The 23,906-nt window shown below is 72.8% G+C and carries 21 protein-coding genes; 9 read left to right on the top strand and 12 right to left on the bottom strand.

Annotation, left to right across the window (positions count from 1 at the left end; translation table 11 throughout):
• Positions 1-14: 14 nt before the first annotated feature.
• Positions 15-2,000: a glycoside hydrolase family 31 protein gene (locus tag H7827_RS28230; protein ID WP_432747840.1), complete on the top strand. Its 1,986-nt coding sequence runs from the start codon at positions 15-17 to the stop codon at positions 1,998-2,000.
• A 189-nt stretch (positions 2,001-2,189) separates the two neighbouring features.
• Here the strand turns inward: H7827_RS28230 and H7827_RS28235 are convergent, their stop codons facing one another.
• Complete coding sequence (locus H7827_RS28235; RefSeq protein ID WP_432747841.1) at positions 2,190-3,788, bottom strand: phytoene desaturase family protein; 1,599 nt, start codon at positions 3,786-3,788, stop codon at positions 2,190-2,192.
• Between the two features lie 122 nt (positions 3,789-3,910).
• Between H7827_RS28235 and H7827_RS28240 the strand changes: the two genes are divergently transcribed.
• The 3 genes from H7827_RS28240 (at position 3,911) to H7827_RS28250 (ending at position 8,660) form a co-directional block, all read left to right on the top strand.
• Entirely contained in the window at positions 3,911-5,758 is a 1,848-nt protein-coding gene (locus H7827_RS28240) for a DUF2264 domain-containing protein (protein ID WP_432747842.1), read from the top strand.
• 94 nt (positions 5,759-5,852) lie between these two features.
• Positions 5,853-7,685, top strand: coding sequence for an ABC transporter ATP-binding protein (locus H7827_RS28245; RefSeq protein ID WP_432747843.1), 1,833 nt, complete (start codon positions 5,853-5,855; stop codon positions 7,683-7,685).
• 114 nt (positions 7,686-7,799) lie between these two features.
• The gene (locus tag H7827_RS28250) at positions 7,800-8,660 is read left to right on the top strand and encodes an alpha/beta hydrolase (protein ID WP_432747844.1); all 861 of its coding nucleotides are present in this window, start codon (positions 7,800-7,802) and stop codon (positions 8,658-8,660) included.
• Here the strand turns inward: H7827_RS28250 and H7827_RS28255 are convergent.
• Together H7827_RS28255 and H7827_RS28260 are read right to left on the bottom strand one after the other, a co-directional pair.
• Entirely contained in the window at positions 8,657-9,289 is a 633-nt protein-coding gene (locus H7827_RS28255) for a TetR/AcrR family transcriptional regulator (RefSeq protein ID WP_432748074.1), read from the bottom strand. The genes H7827_RS28250 and H7827_RS28255 overlap by 4 nt on opposite strands.
• Positions 9,290-9,328: 39 nt before the next feature.
• A complete protein-coding gene (locus tag H7827_RS28260; protein WP_432747845.1) occupies positions 9,329-9,730 on the bottom strand; it encodes an NUDIX hydrolase in 402 nt (133 codons plus the stop codon).
• Between the two features lie 96 nt (positions 9,731-9,826).
• Here H7827_RS28260 and H7827_RS28265 point away from each other — a divergent pair, with 96 nt between their 5' ends.
• Entirely contained in the window at positions 9,827-10,513 is a 687-nt protein-coding gene (locus tag H7827_RS28265; protein ID WP_432747846.1) for an NERD domain-containing protein, read from the top strand.
• A 21-nt stretch (positions 10,514-10,534) separates the two neighbouring features.
• Here H7827_RS28265 and H7827_RS28270 read toward each other — a convergent pair whose 3' ends face one another.
• Entirely contained in the window at positions 10,535-10,963 is a 429-nt protein-coding gene (locus H7827_RS28270; protein ID WP_046722618.1) for a PPOX class F420-dependent oxidoreductase, read from the bottom strand.
• Between the two features lie 14 nt (positions 10,964-10,977).
• Positions 10,978-12,057 (bottom strand): DUF2332 domain-containing protein, encoded by a 1,080-nt coding sequence (locus tag H7827_RS28275; protein ID WP_386539685.1) that lies wholly within the window; start codon positions 12,055-12,057, stop codon positions 10,978-10,980.
• A gap of 203 nt (positions 12,058-12,260) precedes the next feature.
• On the opposite strand from H7827_RS28275, the gene H7827_RS28280 reads away from it, so the two are divergent.
• Together H7827_RS28280 and H7827_RS28285 are read left to right on the top strand one after the other, a co-directional pair.
• A complete protein-coding gene (locus H7827_RS28280) occupies positions 12,261-12,932 on the top strand; it encodes a ThuA domain-containing protein (RefSeq protein WP_432747847.1) in 672 nt (223 codons plus the stop codon).
• Between the two features lie 56 nt (positions 12,933-12,988).
• On the top strand, positions 12,989-13,981 hold the full coding sequence (locus tag H7827_RS28285) for an aldo/keto reductase (protein ID WP_030738566.1): 993 nt from the start codon (positions 12,989-12,991) through the stop codon (positions 13,979-13,981).
• Between the two features lie 124 nt (positions 13,982-14,105).
• Here the strand turns inward: H7827_RS28285 and H7827_RS28290 are convergent, their stop codons facing one another.
• Genes H7827_RS28290 through rhaI form a run of 7 tightly spaced genes read right to left on the bottom strand, consistent with a single transcriptional unit; the run spans position 14,106 to position 22,323 of the window.
• The gene (locus H7827_RS28290) at positions 14,106-14,672 is read right to left on the bottom strand and encodes a TIGR03086 family metal-binding protein (RefSeq protein ID WP_432747848.1); all 567 of its coding nucleotides are present in this window, start codon (positions 14,670-14,672) and stop codon (positions 14,106-14,108) included.
• Between the two features lie 43 nt (positions 14,673-14,715).
• On the bottom strand, positions 14,716-15,351 hold the full coding sequence (locus H7827_RS28295; protein ID WP_046722612.1) for a LutC/YkgG family protein: 636 nt from the start codon (positions 15,349-15,351) through the stop codon (positions 14,716-14,718).
• The gene (locus tag H7827_RS28300) at positions 15,348-16,802 is read right to left on the bottom strand and encodes a lactate utilization protein B (RefSeq protein ID WP_432748076.1); all 1,455 of its coding nucleotides are present in this window, start codon (positions 16,800-16,802) and stop codon (positions 15,348-15,350) included. Before H7827_RS28300 ends, H7827_RS28295 begins: the two co-directional genes overlap by 4 nt.
• 26 nt (positions 16,803-16,828) lie before the next feature.
• A complete protein-coding gene (locus H7827_RS28305) occupies positions 16,829-17,584 on the bottom strand; it encodes a (Fe-S)-binding protein (RefSeq protein ID WP_030738577.1) in 756 nt (251 codons plus the stop codon).
• Entirely contained in the window at positions 17,584-19,092 is a 1,509-nt protein-coding gene (locus tag H7827_RS28310; RefSeq protein WP_432747850.1) for a rhamnulokinase, read from the bottom strand. Before H7827_RS28310 ends, H7827_RS28305 begins: the two co-directional genes overlap by 1 nt.
• A gap of 25 nt (positions 19,093-19,117) precedes the next feature.
• Complete coding sequence (locus tag H7827_RS28315) at positions 19,118-21,157, bottom strand: bifunctional aldolase/short-chain dehydrogenase (protein WP_432747851.1); 2,040 nt, start codon at positions 21,155-21,157, stop codon at positions 19,118-19,120.
• 5 nt (positions 21,158-21,162) lie between these two features.
• Entirely contained in the window at positions 21,163-22,323 is a 1,161-nt protein-coding gene (gene rhaI / locus H7827_RS28320) for an L-rhamnose isomerase (protein ID WP_386539678.1), read from the bottom strand.
• Positions 22,324-22,482: 159 nt separating this feature from the next.
• Between rhaI and H7827_RS28325 the strand changes: the two genes are divergently transcribed.
• Together H7827_RS28325 and H7827_RS28330 are read left to right on the top strand one after the other, a co-directional pair.
• Complete coding sequence (locus tag H7827_RS28325) at positions 22,483-22,803, top strand: L-rhamnose mutarotase (protein WP_030738589.1); 321 nt, start codon at positions 22,483-22,485, stop codon at positions 22,801-22,803.
• A 56-nt stretch (positions 22,804-22,859) separates the two neighbouring features.
• Positions 22,860-23,882 (top strand): LacI family DNA-binding transcriptional regulator, encoded by a 1,023-nt coding sequence (locus H7827_RS28330; protein ID WP_386539676.1) that lies wholly within the window; start codon positions 22,860-22,862, stop codon positions 23,880-23,882.
• Positions 23,883-23,906 lie beyond the last annotated feature (24 nt).

Raw genomic sequence — 23,906 nt, forward strand, 5'->3', positions numbered from 1 at the left:
GGAGGACAGCACGTATGAGCACCACCGTCACCGTCCACCCACGGCATCTGGAGCGGCTCTCACCGGGGGAGGTGCTCCGGGTCGAGCCCTGGGGGAACGACGCCGTGCGGGTTCGCGCCGGCGCCGCCGGCATACGCGCCGCCACCCCCGGCGCCCTCGACACCCCGCCCTCCGACAGCGGGACCGCGTACACCGAGCCGGCCGACGCGGGCGGCGGCCGGCTCGTCAACGGCCGGATCACCGCCCACCTCGACGCCCGGGGCCGGCTCCGTTTCACCCGCACCGCCACCGGCGAGGAACTGCTGGCCGACGCCGAACCGTACAAGGGCTGGCCGCCGCCCCGTACCCACACCCCGCACGGCGACGGCGGCTACCGCCTCGAACAGCGCTTCGCCGCCCACCCGGACGAACGGCTCTACGGGCTCGGCCAGCATCTGCACGGCCGGCTCGACCAGAAGGGCCTGGTCATCGAACTCGCCCAGCGCAACGCCGAGGTCAGCATCCCGCTGCTGATCTCCTCCCGCGGCTACGGGCTGCTGTGGAACAACCCCGCCCTCGGCCGCGTCGAGCTCGCCCACGACGCCACCCGCTGGGTGGCCGAGCGCAGCGAGCAGATCGACTACTGGGTCACCGCGGGCGACACCCCCGCCGACCTGATGGCCTCCTACGCCGCCGCCACCGGCCACCCGCCCCCGCTGCCGCACTGGGCCACCGGCTTCTGGCAGTCCCGGCTGCGCTACCGCACCCAGGAGGAACTGCTGGAGGTGGCACGCGAGTTCGCCCGCCGTGAGCTGCCGCTGTCGGTCATCGTCAGCGACTTCTTCCACTGGCGCCAGATGGGGGACTGGAGCTTCGACCCCGTCGACTGGCCCGACCCGGCCGCCATGGTCGCCGAACTGGAGTCCCTCGGAGTCCGGCTGATGGTCTCCATCTGGCCCACCGTGCACCCCGAGGGCGCCCACCACGACGCGCTGCACGCCACCCGCGGCCTGGTCGGCGACCGGCACGGCGGACTGCTCACCCAGAACTGGCCCGCACCGGGCGGCTTCGCCCCCACCCATTACTTCGACCCCACCGACCCCGCCGCCCGCCGGCTGCTGTGGGACGCGGTGCGCGAGGGCTATCACCGGCACGGCATCAGCGTCTTCTGGCTGGACGCCTGCGAACCCGACATCGCCCCGCCCCTGCAGGAACGCGCCGAGTACGCCATCGGCGGCGGCCGGCAGACCGGAAACCTCTACCCGCGCGAACACGCCCGGGCCTTCCACGAAGGACTCACCGCCGAGGGTGAGGAGGAGATCATCACCCTCAACCGCTCGGCCTGGGCCGGAAGTCAGCGGTACGGGGCCGCCCTGTGGTCCGGTGACATCCCCGCCACCTTCGACTCGCTGCGCGTCCAGATCCGCGCCGGACTGAACGTCGCCCTCAGCGGCATCCCCTGGTGGACCACCGACATCGGCGGATTCCACGGCGGGGACCCCGCCGACCCCGACTATCAGGAACTGATGGTGCGCTGGTTCCAGTACGGGGTGCACTGCCCGCTGTTCCGGCTGCACGGGGACCGCGACCCGAACCAGCCCTTCGGCGTGACGATGACCGGCGGGCCCAACGAACCGTGGTCCTACGGCCCGGTCTACCCCCTGATCCGCGACCAGATGCTGCTGCGCGAGCGGCTGCGCCCCTACGTCCAGGAACAGATGGACATCGCCCACCGCACCGGCACCCCGCCGATGCGCCCGCTGTTCTACGACTTCCCCGAGGACCCGGCCGCCTGGGAGGTGGAGGACCAGTTCCTGCTGGGCCCCGATCTGCTGGTGGCACCCGTGGCCGAGCCGGGCGTCCGGGCACGGATCGTTTACCTGCCGGCCGGCACCCGCTGGCGGGACGCCCACGACGGCACGGTGCACGAGGGCGGGGACACGGTGCGGGCGGCGGCCCCGCTGGAGCGCATCCCGCTGTACGTCAGGGAGGGCCGCACCCTGCCCATCAACCCGGCCTGAGGGGTGGGTGTCCGGGGTCGCGACACGGCCGCGGACACGGTCACACCGCCCGGCATCCCGCAACCGGCCTGCCGCCCGCCACGACGACGGCGGGCGGCAGGCCGCCCCCGGCGGCGACGAGGCTCCGCACGACCCGCGCCGTACCGGGGCCGGCCGGGCGCCGCTTCCCACCCGCCACGCGCTCCCCGCCTACCGGCCGAGCGCCGCCATCGCCGCGTTGTGGCCCGGGATCCCGCTCACCCCGCCGCCCCTGGCGGCGCCGGAACCGCACACCAGGACGCGTTCGTGCCCGGTCCCCACCCCCCACCGGTCCGCCGGCCCCCGCGCACCGTCCTCCTCCTCCCGGAAGGGGAAGTCCAGGTCCCCGTGGAAGATGTTGCCGCCCGGAAGCCACAGGTCGCGCTCCAGGTCCAGCGGCGTCTTCACCTCCAGACAGGGCCGGCCCTCCCCGTCCACCGCCAGACAGTCCGCGATCGGCTCCGCCAGCTGCTCGTCCAACTGCGCCAGTGCCGCCGCCAGCAGCCGGTCCCGTACCTCCGCCTCGCTCTGCCCGCCCCCCGCGAACAGCCGCGCCGGGGTGTGCAGTCCGAACAGGGTCAGGGTCTGGTACCCGGCGCCGGCCAGCTCGGGGGAGAGGATCGAGGGATCGGACAGCGAGTGGCAGTACAGCTCACTCGGCGGTGCCGCCGGCCCCGTCCCGGCCACCGCCTCCCGATAGGCCGTCTCCAACTGGGCGTACCCCTCCGCCACGTGGAACGTCCCGGCGAAGGCGTCCCGCGGGTCGACCGAGGTGTCCCGCAGCCGGGGCAGCCGGCGCAGCAGCATGTTCACCTTCAGCTGCGCGCCCTCCACGGGCTCGGAGGGCTGCCCGGCGGCCTCCCCGAGCAGCCGTGCCAGTACCTGCGGAGACGCGTTGACCAGCACCCGCTCCGCGCCCACCGCGCCGTCGCGCCCCTCCTCGTCGGTGAAGCGCACCTCCGCGCGCCCGCCGGGACCGCCGTCCGGTGAGAGGCCGGTGACCTCGTGCCCGGTGACCAGCTCCGCCCCGGCCCGCCGCGCCGACGCCGCCAGCGCGTCGGTGACCGCGCCCATACCGCCGACCGGCACGTCCCAGTCGCCGGTGGAGCCACCGATCACGTGGTACAGGAAGCAGCGGTTCTGCCGCAGCGACGGGTCGTGGGCCGAGGTGAAGGTGCCGATCAGACCGTCCGTGAGCACGATCCCGCGCACCAGGTCGTCCGCGAACCGCTCCTCGATGGTCTCGCCCAGCGGCCGCTCGAACACCGCCTCCCAGGCCGCCTCGTCGCCCACCCGGTCCCGCAGTTCGGCGCGGGTGGGCAGCGGTTCGGTGAGGGAGGGGAAGACCCGCGCGGCCAGGCGCCGGGTCATCGCGTAGAAGTCCTGCCAGGCCTCGAACTCCCGGTCCGAGCCGGTCAGCCGGGCGAACGCCTCTCGGGTGCGCCCGGTGCCGCCCCCGACCAGCAGCCCGGTGGCGCGCCCCTGGCGGACCACCGGCGTGTACGAGGAGAACTCACGCTTGGCCGGGGTCAGCCGAAGCCCCAGGTCCCGCACGATGTGGTCCGGCAACAGGCTCACCAGGTAGGCGTACCGCGACAGCCGGGCGGCCACACCCGGGAAGGCGGTGGCGGAGACCGCCGCGCCCCCGGTGTGCGCCAGGCGCTCCAGCAGCAGTACGCGCCGCCCGGCGCGGGCGAGGTAGGCGGCGGCGACCAGACCGTTGTGGCCACCGCCGACGATCACGGCGTCATACGAGGAGTGGGCAGGCATGGGCTCTGACTAGCATGTCCGCCGCTTTCCGGCCAGTGTCCCGGCCGGGGTCTGGAAAGCGTTTGCTGTCCTGGCATAGGGTGCCGGGCGGACCGGCCCCCGAGCGATCAGGCGGCACACGCATGGCCAACCACCCCTTCATCCTTCCGGACGAGGACCGGGCGCTGAGCCCGTACACCGGCTGGACCCGTGCCCACTGGGAGACGGTCGCCGACGGCCTGCTGCACGCGGTCGCCCCGTACGCCACCGGGAGCGGGGCGCTCTACCACCTGCCCGGCGGCCCGCCCAGCGGCTCCGGGGCGCGCTCGGACGGACTGGAGGGGTACGCGCGGACCTTCCTGCTGGCGGCCTTCCGGGTCGCCGGGGCGGGTGGTGAGGACCCGCACGGCTTCCTGGAGCGGTACGCCGCCGGCCTGGCCGCCGGCACCCGCGCGCCCGGCGGGGACGGCCCCGAGGACTGGCCGCTGATCACCGACCGCAGCCAGCCGCTGGTGGAGGCCGCCTCCATCGCGTTCGCACTGCGCCTGACCCGGCGCCGGCTGTGGGACGAACTGCCCGCCGGCGTGCGCGAACGGGCCGCCCGCTGGCTGTCGGACGCGCTCACCGCCGAGGCATGGGAGTGCAACTGGGAGCTGTTCCCGGTCACCGTGGGCGGTTTCCTCGCCGAGGCCGGCATCGAGACGGCGGCCGCCGAGGCCGCCGTCGCCCGCGGCCTGGACCGCATCGAGCCCTGGTACCGGGGCGACGGCTGGTACAGCGACGGCCCGCTGCGGCACTTCGACTACTACAACGGCTGGGCCATGCACCTCTACCCGGTGCTGCACGCCTGGCAGTCGGGCGACCCTGCCCTCCTCGCCCGGTACGGCGGCCGGCTCGCCGCCCACCTCGCCGACTACGCACGGCTGTTCGGCGGCGACGGGGCCCCCGTGCACCAGGGCCGCTCCCTCACCTACCGGATGGCCACCACCTCCCCGCTGTGGCTGGGTGCACTCACCGGCCACACCCCGCTGGCACCCGGTGCGACCCGCCGGCTGGCCTCCGGCGCGCTGCGCTACTTCCTGGACCGGGGCGCGGTGAGCCCTCAGGGACTGTTGTCGCTGGGCTGGCACGGTCCCTACCGGGGAGTGCTCCAGCGCTACTCCGGGCCCGCCTCGCCGTACTGGGCGAGCAAGGCGTTCGCCGGACTGCTGCTGCCCCCCGGCCACCCGGTGTGGACGGAGACCGAGGAGCCGGGCCCTGCCGAGCGGGCCGACGCCGTCACCCCGCTGCCGGTGCCGGGCTGGCTGCTGCAGTCCACCGTCTCGGACGGGGTGGTGCGGCTGCACAATCACGGCAGCGAGGACGCCCGGTACGACCCGTACTACACCCGGCTCGGCTACTCCACGGTGACCGGCCCCACGCAGGGCGGCACCGGACCGTCCGCCGACAACCACTTCGGCCCGCTCGTCGGCGGCGAACCCGCCCCCCGTACCTCGATCGAGCCGCTGGGCGCGGGTGAGGGCTGGGCGGCCTCGGCCCACGAGGCGGGCGGGTGCCGGGTGATCTCCGTGGTGCTGGCCCACGGCGCCACCGAGGCCCGTATTCATCTGATGATCGACAGTGCGCCAGGGGTGGCGGTCCGCCACACCGGCTGGGCAGCGGGGGAAGGGCTGCGCTCCGAACTGCACCCGGTGCATGGTTACACCCTCGAACCCCCGCTGTCCGCACTCCCCACCGCCTTCACCCCGGAGGCCCGGCTCCCCGTCCTCACCGGAGACACCGGTACGGCGCCCGAGGACCGGCTCTTCATCGCCCTCGCCCGGCTGACCGGCGACGACGCGCCCCCACCGCTGTCCGCACAGGCCGGGGTACGGGTGACCACCCCCACCGATCCCGACGGTCAGGGGACCGTCCACGAGATCACCGTGGAGTGGACGGAGGGCCCACGGCGTCTGGTACGGATCACCCCGCACGCCGTGCGCGTCGGCTGAACCGGAGGCATCCGCCGGGCGCCACCCCGCCCGGCGGTGCCACCGCGCCGTAGGCTGGAGGGCTGTCCCCCCATGACACCCTCCGAAGGAGCACATGCCGCACGACACCGTACTGCGAACCGGCGATCCGGTCGGCGATCCGGCCGCCCCGCAGTCACCCGCTCAGATCCGCCGCATCCTCACTCTCTTCCGTCCCTACCGGGCGCGCCTGGCCGTCGTCGCCCTGCTCGTCGGCGCCTCCTCCCTGGTCGCCGTCGCCTCCCCGTTCCTGCTCCGCGAGATCATCGACACCGCGCTGCCCCAGCAGCGCACCACCCTGCTCGCCCTGCTCGCCCTGGGCATGATCGTCACCGCCGTGATGAGCAGCGTCTTCGGCGTGCTCCAGACGCTCATCTCCACCACCGTGGGCCAGCACGTCATGCACGATCTGCGCACCCAGGTCTACGCCAAGCTCCAGCAGATGCCGCTGGCCTTCTTCACCCGGACCCGTACCGGCGAGGTGCAGTCCCGCATCGCCAACGACATCGGCGGCATGCAGGCCACCGTCACCTCCACCGCGACCTCCCTGGTCTCCAACGTCACCGCTGTCGTCGCCACCCTCGTGGCCATGCTCGCCCTCGACTGGCGCCTGACCCTGCTCTCCCTGGCCCTGCTGCCCTTCTTCGTCTGGCTCGCCCGCCGGGTCGGCCGCGAGCGCAAACGCATCACCGCGCAGCGGCAGAAACAGATGGCCACCATGGCCGCGATGGTCACCGAGTCCCTGTCGGTCAGCGGCATCCTGCTGGGCCGCACCATGGGCCGTTCCGCCGGTCTGACCCGCAACTTCTCCGAGGAGTCGACCCGGCTGGCCGACCTGGAGATCCGCGCCTCGATGGCCGGCCGCTGGCGGATGGCCACCATCGGCATGATCATGGCCGCGATCCCCGCCCTGCTCTACTGGTCGGCCGGCGTGCTGCTGCAACTCGGCGGCACCCCGCCCTCCATCGGCACCCTGGTGGCCTTCGTCAGCCTCCAGCAAGGGCTGCTGCGCCCGGCCGTCTCCCTGCTGTCCACCGGCGTCGACATCCAGGCCTCGCTCGCCCTCTTCCAACGGATTTTCGAGTACCTCGATCTCCCCGTGGACATCACCGAGCGCCCCGGCGCGCTGGAGCTGCGGCACGCCAAGGGCGAGATCCGGCTGGAGGGGGTGTCCTTCGGGTACGAGCCCACCGCTCCGCCCACGCTCAGCGGTATCGACCTGACGATCCCGGCCGGCGCCTCGCTCGCGGTCGTCGGTGCCACCGGGTCCGGCAAGAGCACGCTGAGCTATCTGCTGCCCCGCCTGTACGACGTCACCTCGGGCGCGGTGCGGCTGGACGGCATCGATGTCCGGGAGCTGGACTTCGCCTCACTGGCCCGCGCGATCGGAGTGGTCTCCCAGGAGACCTACCTCTTCCACGCCTCGGTGGCCGACAATCTGCGCTTCGCCAAGCCGGACGCCACCGACGCGGAACTCGAGACCGCCGCCCGCACGGCCCGCATCCATGACCACATCGCGGCCCTTCCGCAGGGCTACGACACCGTGGTCGGCGAGCGCGGCTACCGGTTCTCCGGCGGTGAGAAGCAGCGTCTGGCTCTGGCCAGGACCATCCTGCGCGACCCCCCGGTGCTGGTGCTCGACGAGGCCACCAGTGCGCTGGACACCAAAACGGAACGCGAGGTCCAGCGGGCCATCGACGCCCTGTCGGCCGGCCGGACCACCATCACCATCGCCCACCGGCTGTCCACCATTCGCGATGCCGACGAGATCGTCGTGCTGGACGGCGGCCGGATCGCCGAGCGCGGCACCCATGCCCAGCTTCTGGCTCTCCAGGGCCACTACGCCGAGCTGGTGCGCCGCGACGGGGCCGCCGTCGGGGACCGGGAGGTGCTCGATCTGACCTCCTGACGGGTGCGGGCCCGGCCCGGGGAGGCCGGGCTGCGGCGGTGTCGCCGCGCCAGAAAACTGTGCGAACGGTCGTGCTAATATCTCACAATCGACCGTCCCACGAGGGGATTCAGCATGGCTCTGACCGCCGACCTGACCCGTACCGCCCTGCGCCTCACCTCCCGGATAGCCCCCTCCGTGGCCGTGAGCGCCGCCCTGCCCTCCTTCCGCCGGCCACACACCTGCGCCCGGCCACGCCCGGACGAAGAAGCGCTGATGCGAGCCGCACGCCGCGAAACCGTCAGCGTCGCGGGCCGGGACGTGGTCGTCTTCCGCTGGGGCAACGGGGAGCGTCCGGTCCTCTTCCTGCACGGCTGGATGTTCCGCACCTCGCGTTTCGTGCCGCTCATCCGGGCGCTGACCGAGCGCGGGTACAGCCCCGTCGGCTTCGACGCCCCGGGACACGGCGAGTCCTCGGACGGCGAGACCACGATCGTGCAGTACGGCGACATGGCCCGCCGCCTCGCACCGGACGACGGCCACTACGAGGCGGTTGTCGGCCACTCCCTCGGCGGGCTCGCCGCCTTCTGGGCACTCCGCGAAGAGGTCACCGCCACCCGGCTGATCACCCTCGCCCCCATACCCGACTTCACCTACCTCGTCGATTCCTTCTGCGCCGGGGCGGGCCTCACCGGGCGGGCCAAGGACGTGCTGCGCACCCACGTCGAGGAGGACATCTTCGCCGGCGTACCCAACGTCTGGGAGCGCTTCTCGGCCACCTACCAGCCAGCCCGGCTCACCCTGCCGATCCTCCTCGTCCACGACGAGGACGACGACGTGATCCCGGTCGCCCACGCCCGCCGCATCGCCGACACCTACGGCAGCCAGGCCGACCTGCTCATCACGCGGGGCCTGGGCCACCGGCGGATCCTCGCCGACCCCCAGGTCATCGAGGGCGTAGTGGACTTCGTCTCGGCGACCGACCCGGTCCGTTAGACCCCGGCCCCGGTCACGGCCGCCGCCCGCAGCCGCCCGCGGACGGCGGCCGCCGCCCGTTCGTACCCCGTCTCGTCCCCGAGCAGCGCGGATGTCGTGTTCGCCATGTCCAGCACCGCCACCAGCTCGAACGCCAGCTGCGCCGCGTCGGTGTCCGCCCGCAGCTCACCGGCGGCCCGTGCCGCCGTCAGCGCGTCCGTGATCAGCTGGTCCCACTCCTGACGGGCCAGGGCCACCGCGTCGCGCACCGCGCCCTCCCGCGCCGCGAACTCGGTGGCCACGGCGAGGAAGAAACACCCACCGGGGAACACCCGGCCCCGCGAGTACTCCAGATAGCCGTCGCACAGCCGCAGCACCCGCTCCACACCCTCGGGCATCTCCAGCACCGGCTGCACGATGGACTTCACGAAGACCGACCTCGCCGCCCGCACCGTCGCCAGCTGCAGCTCCTCCTTGGAGCCGAAGAGCGCGAACACCCCGCTCTTGCTCAGCCCCAGCTCGCCGGCGATCCGCCCGATCGAAAGCCCTCCCAGGCCCTCCACGGAGGCGACCTCCATGGTCCTGCGCAGCACCAGGCGGCGCGTGGCGTTCCCGCGCTCCACCCGCCCGTCGCTGTGCACCGCTTCCACCACCCGCTCACCCTCCTCCACGAACCGCCATGGTAAAGCTCAGCGCAGCCGTCCGGCCGCCGCGAGATCCTCGAAGACCGCGTGATCCACCGGCGCCGTGCGCTCCTTCTCCGCCAGCGAGAGCCAGGCCATCTCCTCGATCTCGCTGCTGGCGCTCAGCGTCCCGTGGAAGTCCGCCGTGTAACAGGCCATCCGCACCATCGTCCCGGCCGGATAGCCGTCCGCCTGCGCCTCGTACGTCCCCACATGGGCCACCGTCTCGGGCACCAGTGTCACCGTCAGCTCCTCGCGCACCTCCCGCAGCAGGGTCTCGTGGTCGCTCTCCGCGCCGTCCCGCTTGCCGCCGGGGATGTAGAACAGCCGCTTGCCGCGCGAACGCACCCCCAGAATCCGCCCCTGGTCCAGATGCACCCATGCCACGGTGTCGATCAGCCCCGCCACGATCCCGCACTCTCCTTCGCTGGTACCCGTCCCCGGCGGGATGCCTGTTCGCCGCCGGGCCGTGACGATGGTGTCATGGACCCGAGGGGGTGACGGATGGAGCCCGGTCAGGAACCGAACCCGGCCCGGCGCCGCGACAGCGGCCCGCTGTGGCTGCATCCCGACGACGATCTGGCCCCCAACCGGCCGGGCGAGACGCTGTACGGGCTCCTCGACCGCCGTCCCGCGCACCCCGCCCGCCGGCTGGCCCGCGCCCTGCTCGGCCGGGACGGTGCGGCCGTGGCGCTGCGGCAGCGGCTCGCCGGGGAACAGTCGGCCGGGGCCGCCCTCGACCGGCTCACCGGCGCCGGCTGGCAGGTGCTGCACTCCATCCCGCTGCCCGGCGCCGCCATCCTGCCCCACCTGGCGATCGGCCCGGCCGGGGTCTTCGGCTGCCACACCGTGGGCCACCGCGGCCGCCCGCTGCGCATCGGGGACCCGGACGAGGACCTGGTGCGGATCGGAGCCCGGCGGACCGAGCCCCACCTGCGGCACTGCCGACGCGGCGCGGCCCGTGCCGCGCACGCCCTGACCCGGGGCTGCGGCTTCCCGGTACCGGTGGTCCCGGTGCTGATCTGCGTGGCGGCCGGGCGGATCGGGTACGGCACGGTGCCCTCCGACGTGCGGATCCTGCGGGAGGGTGACCTCGACCGGCTCACCCGGTACGGGGCCGTCCTCACCCCGGAGCGGGTCAGCGCCATCCACGGGGTGGCCCGTGACCGCCGCACCTGGCGCGAGGTGTGAACACGCCGGCGCGTACGCCGCCTACTCCGCCAGATCGGCGACGGCGGACACATGCTCCACCCGCAGCCGCACCAGCAGTTCCCCCGGTACGCCGTTGCGCTCGCCGTACTCCTTCGCCCGGTCGGCCCCCATGTACCGCTCCGCGATCCGGGTGGCCCATTCCCGCAGCTGCCCCGGTTCCTCGCTGAGGCTCACGCGTCCGCGCACCACGGCGAAGCTGAACGGGGGGCGCTCGTCGTCGACGCACAGCGCCGCCCGGCCCTCCCGGGCCAGGTTGCGGCCCTTGACGGTGCCCTTGCCGGTGTTGAAGACGATGTCGTCGCCGTCCACCAGGAACCACACCGGCGCCACGTGCGGGCCGCCGTCCTCGCTCACCGTCGACAGCTTCCCGGTCCTGGTTCCCGCGCTGAGGAAGGTCCGCCACTCGTCCGCAGTCATCAGATGTCCCATGGGCCCATCGTGCGTCAGTCCTGACCCGGGGACCACGCGGGCAGACCGTGGGGCGCGGCGAACGCCAGGAATTCTTCAGGCGCCCGGCCCAGCCGCGCCGAGAGCGCGAACCGCTGCAGCTCACCCACCGTGCGCGGCTCGAACGACAGATGCACGAACCCCGCGTCCGCCGTGGACGCCGCGGCCAGCCGTTCCAGTTCCCGCTCCACCAGGGCCCATTCGGCGTCCGGCACGTACTGGCGCATCACCGAGTGCCACACCACGGTCATGGTGCCTGGCTCCAGCCGCACGCCGGACAGGAACTCCGCGGCGCCCGCCGCGCCCACCGTGGCGGGTACCTTGGCGGCGATCCGCAGGGCCCCGTCCAGCCGGCGCACCCGTGCCGCCTGGTCCGGCCACACGTAGGCGCGCAGGGCGAGTGCCCCGTCCGGGGACAGCGGATCGATCGGGGTCAGGTCGCAGCCTCTGCGCTCCACGATGCGCAGCGCCTGATGCCGCCGCACCCCCTCGGTCAGCCAGCCGGGCGCCTCGCCCTTCCACACCGGGTCCAGTTTCACGGCCGAGTCGGGGTTGCCCCAGGAGAAGTCCGGGGCCTGGTAGCGGAACTGCTCGGCCCGCAGATTCAGTCCCGCGCTGGAGCCCAGCTCGAACAGCCGGATCGGCAGCGCGGCGGTGGGAACGGCGTACAGCAGCCCGGCCAGCAGCAGGACCGCCCTTCCCACCTCGTTGGTCTGCGGTGGCCGTCCGAGCCACTCGCGCACCCAGCCGGGCTCCGCCGCCACGGTCGCCAGGAAGGCGGACCAGCCGGCGTCCGGGCGCCCGGGATCGAAGACCCCGCCCGCGCTGGGATAGTGCTCGGCCAGCTCCGGCGCCCGCCCGGTGAGCACCAGGGCGTGCACCGCGCCCATCAGCCGCAGCGGCAGCGCGTCGGTCTCGCCGAGGTCGCCGTACCCGTCGAGCACGTCCGCGCACGGGCCGCCCTCCCGGATGTCCCGGGCCACCCGTTCCAGCAGAGCCCCGTACAGCGGGGAGCCCAACCGGGCGCAGGCGATGGCCTGCTTGCTGAAGACGAGGGCAACCTGATCACGGGGCATCCGTACTCCTCACTCGGGAATGCCCAAGATCATGGGGCCCTGAAGGCGGTCAACGGAAGACACTTGGGCGGGTTGTTATCTGATTTCCCACGATCCGGCGGATCTGAAGCGCGGAGGTATGGCGCACACCCCCCAGCCGGCGAAAGCGCCCCCCCGGCGCCCGCGCCGCCCGTGCGGCGAAGCGCCTTCTAGCATAGGGATCCATGACCTCCGAGCCTCTCGTCGTGTTCACCCGCACCGCCGGATTCCGCCACGATTCCATCCCCGAGGGCGTCGACGCCCTGCGCGCGCTGGGCGCCGAGCGAGGCCGCACCGTCGTGGCAACCGAGGACCCGGACAGGCTCGCCGCCGCGCTGCCCGGCGCCGCCGCGGCCGTCTTCCTGTCCACCACCGGTGCCGTCCTCACCCCGCCGGCCCGGGACGCCCTGCGCGCCCACCAGGAGGCGGGCGGCGGCTTCCTCGGTGTGCACTCCGCCTCGGGCACCGAGTACGACTGGCCGTGGTACGGCGAACTGGTCGGCGCCCGCTTCGACGGTCACCCCGCACTCCAGCCGGGCGTGGTCCAGGTGGAGGACCACGACCACCCCGCCACAGCTCATCTGCCGGCGCGCTGGACCTTCACGGACGAGTGGTACCACTTCACCGCCAGCCCGCGCGGCCGGGTCCGCGTCCTGGCGTCCGCCGACGAATCCACCTACACCGGCGGCCGGATGGGCACCGACCACCCTCTGGTGTGGTGCCACGAGAACACCGGTGGCCGCTCCTTCTACACCTCGCTCGGCCACACCGCCGAGGCGTACGGGGACGAGGCGTTCCGGGCCCATCTGCGCGGCGCCCTGGACTGGGTCACCGAGCGCCCGGAAAAAGATCGATGATCTGATCGGTTCTGTGCCAGGATGAAAGAAAACGTTGAACCTCGCGAGGAGACCCGGTGCCCTACGCCGCAGCCGCCGACCGCTACGACACCATGCAGTACCGCCGCTCCGGCCACAGCGGCGTGCTGCTGCCCGCCGTGTCCCTGGGGCTGTGGCACAACTTCGGTGACACCAGCCCGCTGGAGACCCAGCGGGCCGTGCTGCGCCGCGCCTTCGACCGCGGCATCACCCACTTCGACCTCGCCAACAACTACGGCCCGCCCCCCGGTTCGGCCGAGATCAACTTCGGCACCCTGTTCGCCCAGGACTTCCGCCCCTACCGCGACGAACTGTTCATCGCCTCCAAGGCCGGCTACCACATGTGGCCCGGCCCGTACGGCGAATGGGGCTCGCGCAAGTCCATGATCGCCAGCCTCGACCAGTCCCTCACCCGCATGGGCCTGGACTACGTCGACGTCTTCTACTCCCACCGCTACGACCCCGACACCCCGCTCGAGGAGACCCTCGGCGCCCTCGACCACGCGGTCCGCTCCGGCAAGGCCCTGTACGCCGGCATCTCCAACTACCCCGCCGAGCAGCACCGCCGCGCCGTGCAGATCCTGCGCGAACTCGGCACCCCGCTGCTCATCCACCAGTCCCCGTACAACATGCTGCACCGGGCCCTGGAGGACGGCGTCCTGGACGCCATCGGTGAGACCGGAACCAGCCTCATCGCCTTCTCCCCGCTCGCCCAGGGTCTGCTCACCGACCGCTACCTGTCCGGCGAGGTGCCGCAGGACTCCCGGATGGCCGTGGGGCACTTCCTCAAGCGTGACGCCCTCCCGGCCGAGCGGCTCACCCTGCTGCGGTCCCTCAACGAGGTCGCCGAAGGACGCGGCCAGACCCTGGCCCAGCTGGCGCTCTCGTGGGTCCTGCGCGACCCCCGGGTGGTCTCGGTGCTGATCGGCGCCAGCAGCGTCGCCCAGCTCGACCAGAACCTCGCCGCCCTGGAGGCCGGTCCGCTCACCGAGGACGAACTGGCCCGGATCGACACCCTGCTGGCCGGCTGAACCACCGCACCCGGTGCCCCGCCCCACGACGAAGGGGGCGGGGCACCCTCCGGACGCCCGGTCCGGCTCGATCAGCTCGATCACCCGCAGCCCGGCTGTCGTCGCGAGCCCTCCCACCCGCCGATCAGGCCGGGTCACGTCCCAGCAGCGCCACCAGCCGCTCCTGCACCGGGGCGTCCGGCGCCACATCCACCGGCGGGTCGAAGATCCCGAACCCCTGCCAGCCGCCGATCTGCGGCTCCACATACGTGAACACCATCTCGGCCACCTCCTCGTCCAGCCGGTCATCGGTGTCCGTGCCGCGCGCCAGGTCCCAGGCGTGCACCGTCAGATCCAGCGTCATCTGCCGCGCGTAGTCCTCCGCCGGGGTCAGCCCGCCACTGGTGTGCACCGGGGCATCCAGCGCCCCAGGCCCGGTGAACGCCGTCCGGGCCTCGCGCGCCGCCCGCTCCCAGACCGCCACCGGGTCATCGCCCAGCACGTCCCCGTCGTAGCGGTCGCCCACCTCGGTCAGCGTCTCCCCGCGCAGCAGATGCGGCGCCCACAACTGCTCCCCGGTCACATGGTTGACCAGATCCCGCACCGACCACTGCGCGCACGGCGTGGGCGCGTCCCACTGCCCGGCGCCGACCATCCGCACCCGGCGGTCGAACCCCGCCAGGGCCCGCTCATAGGCTTCCGTCAGCCGCATGGGGTACCTCTTTCTCGCGTGTGTGTGATACCCCCCGCAAACGTCACCCCCGGACCAGCACCACCTCGAGCGTGCGCGGCCCGTGTACGCCCTCGACCCGGTCGAGTTCGATGTCACTGGTGGCCGAAGGGCCCGATATCCACGTGAGTGGCCGGCCCGGTACCAGCCGCGGCAGCGCCTGCCCGACCGAATCCACTACCTGCTCCGGCGCCCGCACCACCACCACGTGATGGTCCGGCACCAGGGTGATCCGGCGCCGCCCCTGGGCGGGCCCACCGTCCAGCACGATCGTCCCGGTCTCCGCGATCGCTACCGCGCAGCCCGTCACCACACTGTCCACCGCGTCCAGTTCGGCGGCGGTCAGCTCCGCGGTGTCCGGCACCTGCCGCACCCCGTCCACCGCCGTCCACGCGGCCGGCAGCCCCTGCGGTACCACCACCGACCGCGCGCCGCGCGCCGTCAGCAGCCCGCCGATCAGCGCCGGCAGCCCTGCCTCGTCCGTGTGGTGCACCAGCGCCCGGTAGTCCGCCAGATGCTCCGCCAGCATGCCCACCGGGTCGGCCGGGGAGTGGCTGGCCAGATAGTCCCGCACCACCGGCACCTGATCCGGCGTCTCCTCGCGCGGCACGTCCGCCAGCGCCCGCCGCACCCGCGCCAGAACCATCTCCCGCGCGCTCATTCCCCGCCCGCCTCTCGCGTCCGCCGCTGCCACCAGTCACGGAACGGCTCGGCCGGCACCGCCGGCACATCCCGGCTCGCCGTCCACGCCCGTCCCGGCCCCGGCAGCCGCCGCGGCACCAGCCGCCGCGCCCGTCCCGCCAGCCGCTGACCGGCCCGCAGCGCCCCCGGCCGGTCCAGCGCCCAGGTCGCCGCCCGCAGCGCCGCCCGCTCCGCCGCGTGCCCCTTCGCCGGACGGATCCGGGTCCGGGTGCCCCGCACCGTCACCGGCCCGCCCTGCACCACCCGTTCCCGCAGATGCACCAGCACCTCCGGGATGTCGATGGCCACCGGGCACACCTCGTAGCAGGCCCCGCACAGCGAAGAGGCGTACGGCAGCGACGCGTCCAGCTCACTGGCCGTCCCGCGCAGCTGCGGCGTGAGAATCGCCCCGATCGGCCCCGGGTACGGCGACCCGTACGCGTGCCCCCCGGCCCGCTCGTACACCGGGCACACATTCAGACAGGCCGAACAGCGGATGCAGCGCAGCGCCTGCCGGCCCACCTCGTCGGCCAGCGTGTCGGTGCGGCCGTTGTCCAGCAGCACCAGATGGAAGACCCGCGGCCCATCCCCGTCCGTCGTCCCCGTCCACATCGAGGTGTACGGATTCATCCGCTCCGCCGTCGAGGAGCGCGGCAACGTCTGCAGGAACACCTCCAGGTCCTGCCAGGACGGAATCACCTTCTCGATCCCCACCACCGAGATCAGCGTCTCCGGCAGCGTCAGGCACATCCGGCCGTTTCCCTCGGACTCCACCACCACCAGCGTGCCGGTCTCGGCGACCATGAAGTTCGCCCCGGAGATACCGACCTTGGCGCGCAGGAACTTCTCCCGCAGATGCAGCCGCGCCGCCTCCGCCAGCTCCGCCGGGGAATCCGTGAGCCCTTCGGGCGCCGCCCGCCCCCAGCGCGCCATCTTCTCCGTGAAGATGTCCCGGATCTCGCCCCGGTTGCGGTGGATGGCCGGCACCAGGATGTGCGAGGGCAGATCGTCGCCCAACTGCACGATCAGCTCGGCCAGGTCCGTCTCGTTGGCGCGGATGCCGGCCGCCTCCAGCGCCTCGTTGAGACCGATCTCCTGGGTGGCCATCGACTTGACCTTGATGACCTCCCGCTCCCCGGTCGCCCGCACCAGATCGGTGACGATCCGGTTGGCCTCCGCCGCGTCCGCCGCCCAGTGCACGATCCCGCCGGCCGCCGTGACCGACGCCTCCAACTGCTCCAGGTAGTGGTCCAGATGGCGCAGCGTGCGGTCCTTGATCGCCGCCCCGGCCGCGCGCAGCCGCTCCCAGTCCGGCAACTCGGCGACCGCCGCCGCCCGCTTGTCGCGGATGGTGTGCGTGGCGTGCCGCAGATTCCCCCGCAGCGTCGTGTCGCCCACCGCGTCCTTCGCCGCCCGGGGGAACGGCGGCATGCCCAGATACGTCCCCGTACCACCGCTCACCGGAACGGCACCTCCTCGGTGTTCGCCAGAATCTCCGCGATGTGCACCGGCCGCACCCGCGAACCCAGCCGGGACAGCGTGCCCCCGATGTGCATCTGGCACGAGTTGTCCACGGTGCACACCGCCGAAGCACCCGTCGTCTCGATGTTGCGGGCCTTGTCCGCGCCCATCGCCGCCGACACCGCCGCGTTCTTCACCGCGAACGTGCCGCCGAAACCACAGCACTCCTGCGCCCCGGGCAGCTCCACCAGCTCCAGCCCCCGCACCGCCGACAGCAGCCGGCGCGGCCGCTCACCCAGCCCCAGCATCCGCAGCCCATGACAGGTGGGGTGGTACGTCACCCGGTGCGGGTAGTACGCCCCCACATCCGTCACCCCCAGCACATCCACCAGGAACTCCGTCAGCTCCAGCGTCCTGGGCACCACCGAGGCCGCCAGCTCGGCCAGCTCCCCGCCCCGCCCCTCCGCCGCCGCCTTGCGGCCGATGCGCGGATAGTTGTCCCGCACCATCGCCGCACACGAACCCGAGGGCGCCACGATGTAGTCGTACCCCTCGAACGCCTTGGCGTAGCGGCGCACCAGCGGCTCGCTCTCGTACCGGTAGCCCGTGTTGAACTGCGGCTGCCCGCAGCAGCTCTGCTCGGAGGGGAAGTCCACGCTCACCCCCAGCCGCTCCAGCAGGGTGACCACCGCCCGCCCCGTCTGCGGATACAGGGTGTCGTTCACACAGGTGACGAACAGCGCGACCCGCATCACCGCCCCACCTCCCGGCCGCCGGAGATCCGGGCCGCCGCCCGGTCCCACGCGCCCGCGTCACCCATGGGCTCATGGTGCCGCAGCGGCGCGGTGGCACGCAGCAAGCCCCGCAACTCGGCGAGTCCACCACCGAGCACCCCCGCCGCCCTGGCCTGCACCAGCACATTGCCCAGCGCCGCCGCCTCCGCGGGACCCGCCACCACCGGCAACCCGCAGGCGTCCGCCGTCAACTGGCACAGCAACTCGTTCCTGGCCCCGCCGCCCACCACATGCACCGTGTCCACACTCCGCCCCGACAGCCGCTGCGCCTCACGCACCGTCACCCGGTGGGCCAGCGCCAGCGAATCCAGCACACAGCGTACGGTTTCGGCCGCGTCCCTCGGCTCGGGCTGACCCGTACGCGCACAGGCCCGCGCGATCCGCCCCGGCATGTCCCCGGGCGCGATGAACTCCGGATCACCCGCGTCCACCACCGAACGCAGCGGCTCGGCCCGGGCGGCGTCGCGCAGCAGCGGCTCCAGCTCGTACGGCGTGCCCGTGCGCTCCCACTCCCGCAGACACTCCTGGAGCAGCCACAACCCCATGATGTTGCGCAGATAGCGCACCGTGCCGTCCACGCCCAGCTCATTGGTGAAGTTCGCCCGCCGGCTCTCCTGCGACAGCACCGGCGCGTCCAGTTCCAGGCCGGCCAGCGACCAGGTACCGGTGGCGATGTACGCGAACCGTTCCCCGTCCGCAGGCACCCCGACCACCGCCGAGGCCGTGTCGTGCGAGGCCACCGCCCACACCGGCACCGGGCCCGCCAGACCCGTCTCCGCCAGCACCTCCGGCGTCAGCTCCCCGGCCTGATCACCGGGCAGCCGCAGCGGTGGGAAGAGCCCCTGATCGATGCCCAGCGCCTCGGCCACCACCGGCGACCAGGTCCGGGTCCGGGGATCGATCAGCTGCGTGGTGGAGGCGTTGGTCAGCTCGGTGCCGGCCCGGCCCGTCAGCCAGTAGGCCATCAGATCCGGTATCAGCAGCAGCCGGTGCGCCGCCGCCAGCTGCGCCGAACCCCGCGCCGCCACCAGCTGGTACACGGTGTTGAACGGCAGTTCCTGCAGCCCGGTGGCCGCGTACAGCTCACGCGGCGGGAGCACACCGGCCACCTGGGCCGCCACCCCGTCGGTCCGGCCGTCCCGGTAGTGCACCGGATTGCCCAGCAGCGCGCCCGAGGCGTCCAGCAGCCCGTAGTCGACCGCCCAGGAGTCGATGCCGACCCCGGCCAGCGGGCCGCCGGCCTCCCGGCCGGCCGCCCGCAGCCCGGTCAGCACCCCGTCCCACAGCGCCAGGACGTCCCAGTGCAAGGTGCCCAGGACCCGTACGGGACGGTTCGCGAACCGGTGGGCCTCGCGCAGCGACAGCTCACCGCCGCCGGCCCGCGCGAGCATCACCCGGCCGCTGGAGGCACCGAGATCCACCGCGGCGAAATCCCGCGCGGCGCCGGTGGGGGAAGAGGCGGACACAACTCTCCTCGGGGGTTGTCGGGACTCAGCGCAGGAACGCCGCGGCCACCCCGGCGTCGACCGGGATGTGCAGACCGGTGGTGTGGGTGAGGTCCCCGCCCGTGAGCGCGAAGACCGCCGCCGCCACGTGCTCCGGCAGCACCTCCCGCTTGAGCAGGGTCCGCTGGGCGTAGAACGCGCCCAGGTTCTCCTCGTCCACGCCGTACACGGCGGCCCGCTTGGCGCCCCAGCCACCGGCGAAGATGCCGGAACCGCGCACCACACCGTCGGGGTTGACGCCGTTGACCCGGATGCCGTGCTCGCCCAGTTCGGCGGCCAGCAGCCGCACCTGGTGCGCCTGGTCGGCCTTGGTCGCACCGTAGGCGATGTTGTTCGGCCCCGCGAACACCCCGTTCTTCGACGAGATGTAGACGATGTCACCGCCCATGCCCTGCGCGATCATGATCCGCGCCGCCTCCCGGGAGGCCAGGAACGAGCCGCGCGCCATGATGTCGTGCTGCAGGTCCCAGTCGGCCGCCGTGGTCTCCAGCAGCGGCTTGGAGATGGAGATCCCCGCGTTGTTGACCACCAGGTCCACCCCGCCGAACGCCAGCGCCGCAGCCTCGAAGGCCGCCGCGATCTGCTCCTCGGACGTCACATCGACGGCCACCGCGACAGCCCGGTCCGCGCCGCCCAGCTCCAGCGCCACCGCACGCGCCGCCGCCTCGTCCCGGTCGGCGACCACCACGCACGCGCCCTCGGCCGCCAGCCGCAGCGCCGTCGCCCGGCCGATGCCGCTGCCACCACCGGTCACCAGCGCGACGCGGGTCGCCAGCGGAGCCGGCGGCGGCATCCGCCGCAGCTTGGCCTCCTCCAGCTCCCAGTACTCGATGCGGAACTTCTCCGACTCCTCGATGGGGGAGTAGCGGGAGACCGCCTCGGCCCCGCGCATCACGGCGATCGCGTTCACATAGAACTCGCCCGCCACCCGCGCGGTCTGCTTGTCCTTGCCGAAGGAGAACATCCCCACCCCCGGCACCAGCACGACGGCCGGATCCGCGCCCCGCATCGCGGGCGAACCCGGCTCGGCGTGCCGCTCGTAGTACGCCCGGTACTCCTCCCGGTACGCCGCGTGCAGCTCCTTCAGCCGCTCCACCGCCTGCTCCAGCGGGGCGTCCGCCGGCAGGTCGAGCACCAGCGGCGCGACCTTGGTGCGCAGGAAGTGATCGGGACAGGAGGTGCCCAGCGCCGCCAGCCGCGGGTGCTCGGCACGGGCAAGGAAGTCCAGTACCGGCTCGGAGTCCGTGAAGTGACCCACCTGCGGCCTGTCGGTGGAGGCGAGCCCGCGGATCACCGGCGCCAGCGCGGCAGCCCTGGCCCGGCGCTCGTCCCGCGGCAGCGCCCCGTACCCGGGCAGCTCGGCCCCGAACGGCTCCGCCGCGCCGCGCTCGGCCAAGAATGCCTCGGCGGTCCTGATGATGTGCAGCGAGTTGCGCTCGCACTCCTCGCTGGTGGCGCCCCAGGCGGTGATCCCGTGCCCGCCCAGGACGCAGCCGATCGCCTCGGGGTGCGCCCGCCGTACCGCCGCGATGTCCAGACCCAGCTGGAAACCGGGCCGCCGCCACGGCACCCACACCACCTTGTCGCCGAAGCACTCCTTGGTCAGCGCCTCACCGTCGGCCGCACACGCCAGCGCGATCCCCGAGTCGGGGTGCAGGTGGTCGACGTGCGCCGCCTCCACCAGACCGTGCATGGCGGTGTCGATGGAGGGGGCCGCCCCGCCCCGGCCGTGCAGGCAGTAGTCGAAGGCCGCCACCATCTCGTCCTCCCGGTCCACACCGGGATACACGTCCTTCAGAGCCCGCAGCCGGTCCAGGCGCAGCGCCGCCAGACCGCCCTCGGCCAGGGTGCCCAGATCACCGCCCGAGCCCTTGACCCACATCAGTTCCACGTCGCCGCCGGTGACTGGGTCACTCGCGGTGCCCTTGGCGGAGGTGTTGCCACCCGCGTAGTTCGTGTTGCGCGGATCGGCGCCCAGCCGGTGCGAACGCTCCAGCAACTGCGCCACGATGTCCGAGTGCGTCATGCTGATCAGGCCCCCCATCCGGCCTGCTGACCGCCCTGGCGGTCGGCGACGATGCGCTCGGCCCAGCCCGAACGGGCGTAGGCCCCCATCGGGTCCGGGTCGAGTCCCTGTTCCTCACGCAGTTCGGCCAGCAGCGGCCGCACGTCGGTGTTGTAGGCGTCCATCAGCACGGCGTTGGCGGCCAGCACATCACCGGAGGTCTGCGCCGCCGCGAGGGCCGCCGCGTCCACCAGCAGCGCCTTGGCCGTCGCCTCCTGGACGTTCATCACCGAGCGGATGATCGCGGGGATCTTCGCCTCGATGTTGTGGCACTGGTCGAGCATGAAGGCCACGTCGCTGGTGAAGCCGCCGCCCCGCACCACCTCGTACATGATCCGGAAGAGCTGGAAGGGGTCGGCCGCCCCCACCATCAGGTCGTCGTCGGCGTAGAAGCGGGAGTTGAAGTCGAAGCCGCCCAGCTTCCCCTCGCGCAGCAGCAGCGCGACGATGAACTCGATGTTGGTGCCCGGGGCGTGGTGCCCGGTGTCCACCACCACCTGCGCCTTGGGGCCCAGCTTCAGGCAGTGCGCGTACGCGGTGCCCCAGTCCGGCACATCGGTGGTGTAGAAGGCGGGCTCGAAGAACTTGTACTCCAGCAGCATCCGCTGGTCGTCCCCGAGCCGCTCGTACACCGCGGCCAGCGCCTCGGCGAGCCGGTCCTGGCGCAGCCGGATGTCGTCCTGCCCCGGGTAGTTGGTGCCGTCGGAGAACCACAGCTTCAGATCCCGCGAGCCGGTGGCGTCCATGATGTCGACACAGGCCAGGAGGTGGTCCAGGGCTTTGCGGCGCACGGCGGCGTCGGGGTGGGTGACACTGCCGAGCTTGTAGTCGTCGTCCTGGAAGACGTTGGAGTTGATGGCGCCGAGCCGCAGCCCGAGATCGCCCGCGTACGCGGCGAGGCCGGCGTAGTCGTCGACCGTGTCCCAGGGGATGTGCAGTGCCACGGTGGGCGCCACACCGGTGAACCGGTGCACCTGGGCGGCGTCGTCCAGCTTCTCCCGCGGGGTGCGCGGCACTCCCTGCTGCGCGAACACCTTGAAGCGGGTGCCGGAGTTTCCGTAAGCCCACGACGGGGTCTCGATGGACTGCGTGGTCAGGGCCGCCTTGACGGCGGATGGAGCGGTCATGCGATCAGGGCTCCCGGGCAGCTGTGAATCGTTTCATAGAGACGCTATGAGGCGCCTCGATCGCTGTCAAGGGAACGGCAGGCCACGATCTTGACGCCGGCGGAGCGGATGACTAGCTTGCCGAGGACCAATATGAAACCTTTCAGGAGGGCCGGGTCCATGCCACGAGTGTGCTTTCTGCTGAAGGTGCGCGCGGACCGCACCGAGGAGTACCGCGAACGGCACGCCGACGTGTGGCCCGAGATGAAGCAGGCGCTGTCCGAGTCCGGCTGGCACAACTACTCCCTGTTCCTGCGCGAGGACGGGCTGCTGGTCGGATACCTGGAGACGGACGACTTCGCGGCGGCCCAGCGCGCCATGGCGGCCACCGAGGTCAACGCCCGCTGGCAGGCGGCCATGGGGGAGTACTTCGAAGCGCTGGACGGCGCCCGGCCCGACGAGGCGATGCGCCCGCTCACCGAGGTATTCCACCTCCCCTGAGCACATACCATGGCCCGGCGGCAGGGAGCGGCGGAGCGAAGAACGGGGCAGGTCGGATGGCACAGACGGTGGGCATCAAAGAGGTCGCCCGGCACGCGGGGGTGTCGGTCGGCACCGTCTCGAACGTGATCAACCGCCCCCACATGGTCGCCGAGGAGACCCGCGAGCGGGTGCTCGGCGCGATCAGCGAGCTGGGCTACGTCCGCAGCGAGTCCGCCCGCCAGTTGCGGGCCGGCCGCAGCCGCATCATCTCGCTGCTCGTGCTGGACATGGCGAACCCGTTCTTCGTGGACGTCGCCTCCGGCGCCGAGCGCGTGGCACGCGGCGCGTCGCTGGGCGTGATGCTGTGCAACAGCGCCCAGAGCGTCACCGAGGAGGCCGACTACCTCTCTCTCTTCGCCGAACAGCGGGTGCGCGGCGTCCTCGTCACCCCGGCCGATCTGACCGGCCGCAACCTCACCGAGTTCCGCCGGCACCGCATTCCCTTCGTTCTGGTGGACCGCGTGCTGCCCAGCGCCGAGGGCTGCTCGGTCTCCGTCGACGACGTCCTGGGCGGCCGGCTGGCGGCCCAGCACCTGCTCGACCAGGGGCACACGTCGATTGCCTACGTGAGTGGGCCGATGTCGCTCCAGCAGTGCCGGGACCGCCGCGACGGCGCCCTGGCCGCGCTGACCGACGCCGGCCTCGACGCGTCGGCGCTGCACGTGCTGGAGGCCGACCGCCTCGATGTCCCCGAGGGCCGCGACGCCGGCGCCCGGCTGCTGGGCATGGACCCCCGGCCCTCGGCCGTCTTCTGCGCCAACGACCTGCTGGCCCTGGGCGTGCTCCAGGCCCTGTTCGCCGAGGGCGTGCGGGTGCCCGAGGACATCGCCCTGGTCGGCTACGACGACATCGAGTTCGCCGCGGCCGCCGCCGTGCCGCTCACCTCGGTACGCCAGCCCGCCGTCCGGATGGGCCGCCAGGCCGCGGAACTCCTGCTGGAGGAGACCGGCGACGAGGCCGACCGGCACCGGCACCAGAGCATCGTTCTGGAGCCCGAACTCATCGTCCGGGACTCCACCCTGGCGCCCCGTCACTGAGACCCCGCGTCCGCGCCCGGCGTA

This window comes from Streptomyces sp. JH002, from assembly GCF_050916115.1.
GTDB classification, from domain to species: domain Bacteria; phylum Actinomycetota; class Actinomycetes; order Streptomycetales; family Streptomycetaceae; genus Streptomyces; species Streptomyces xiamenensis.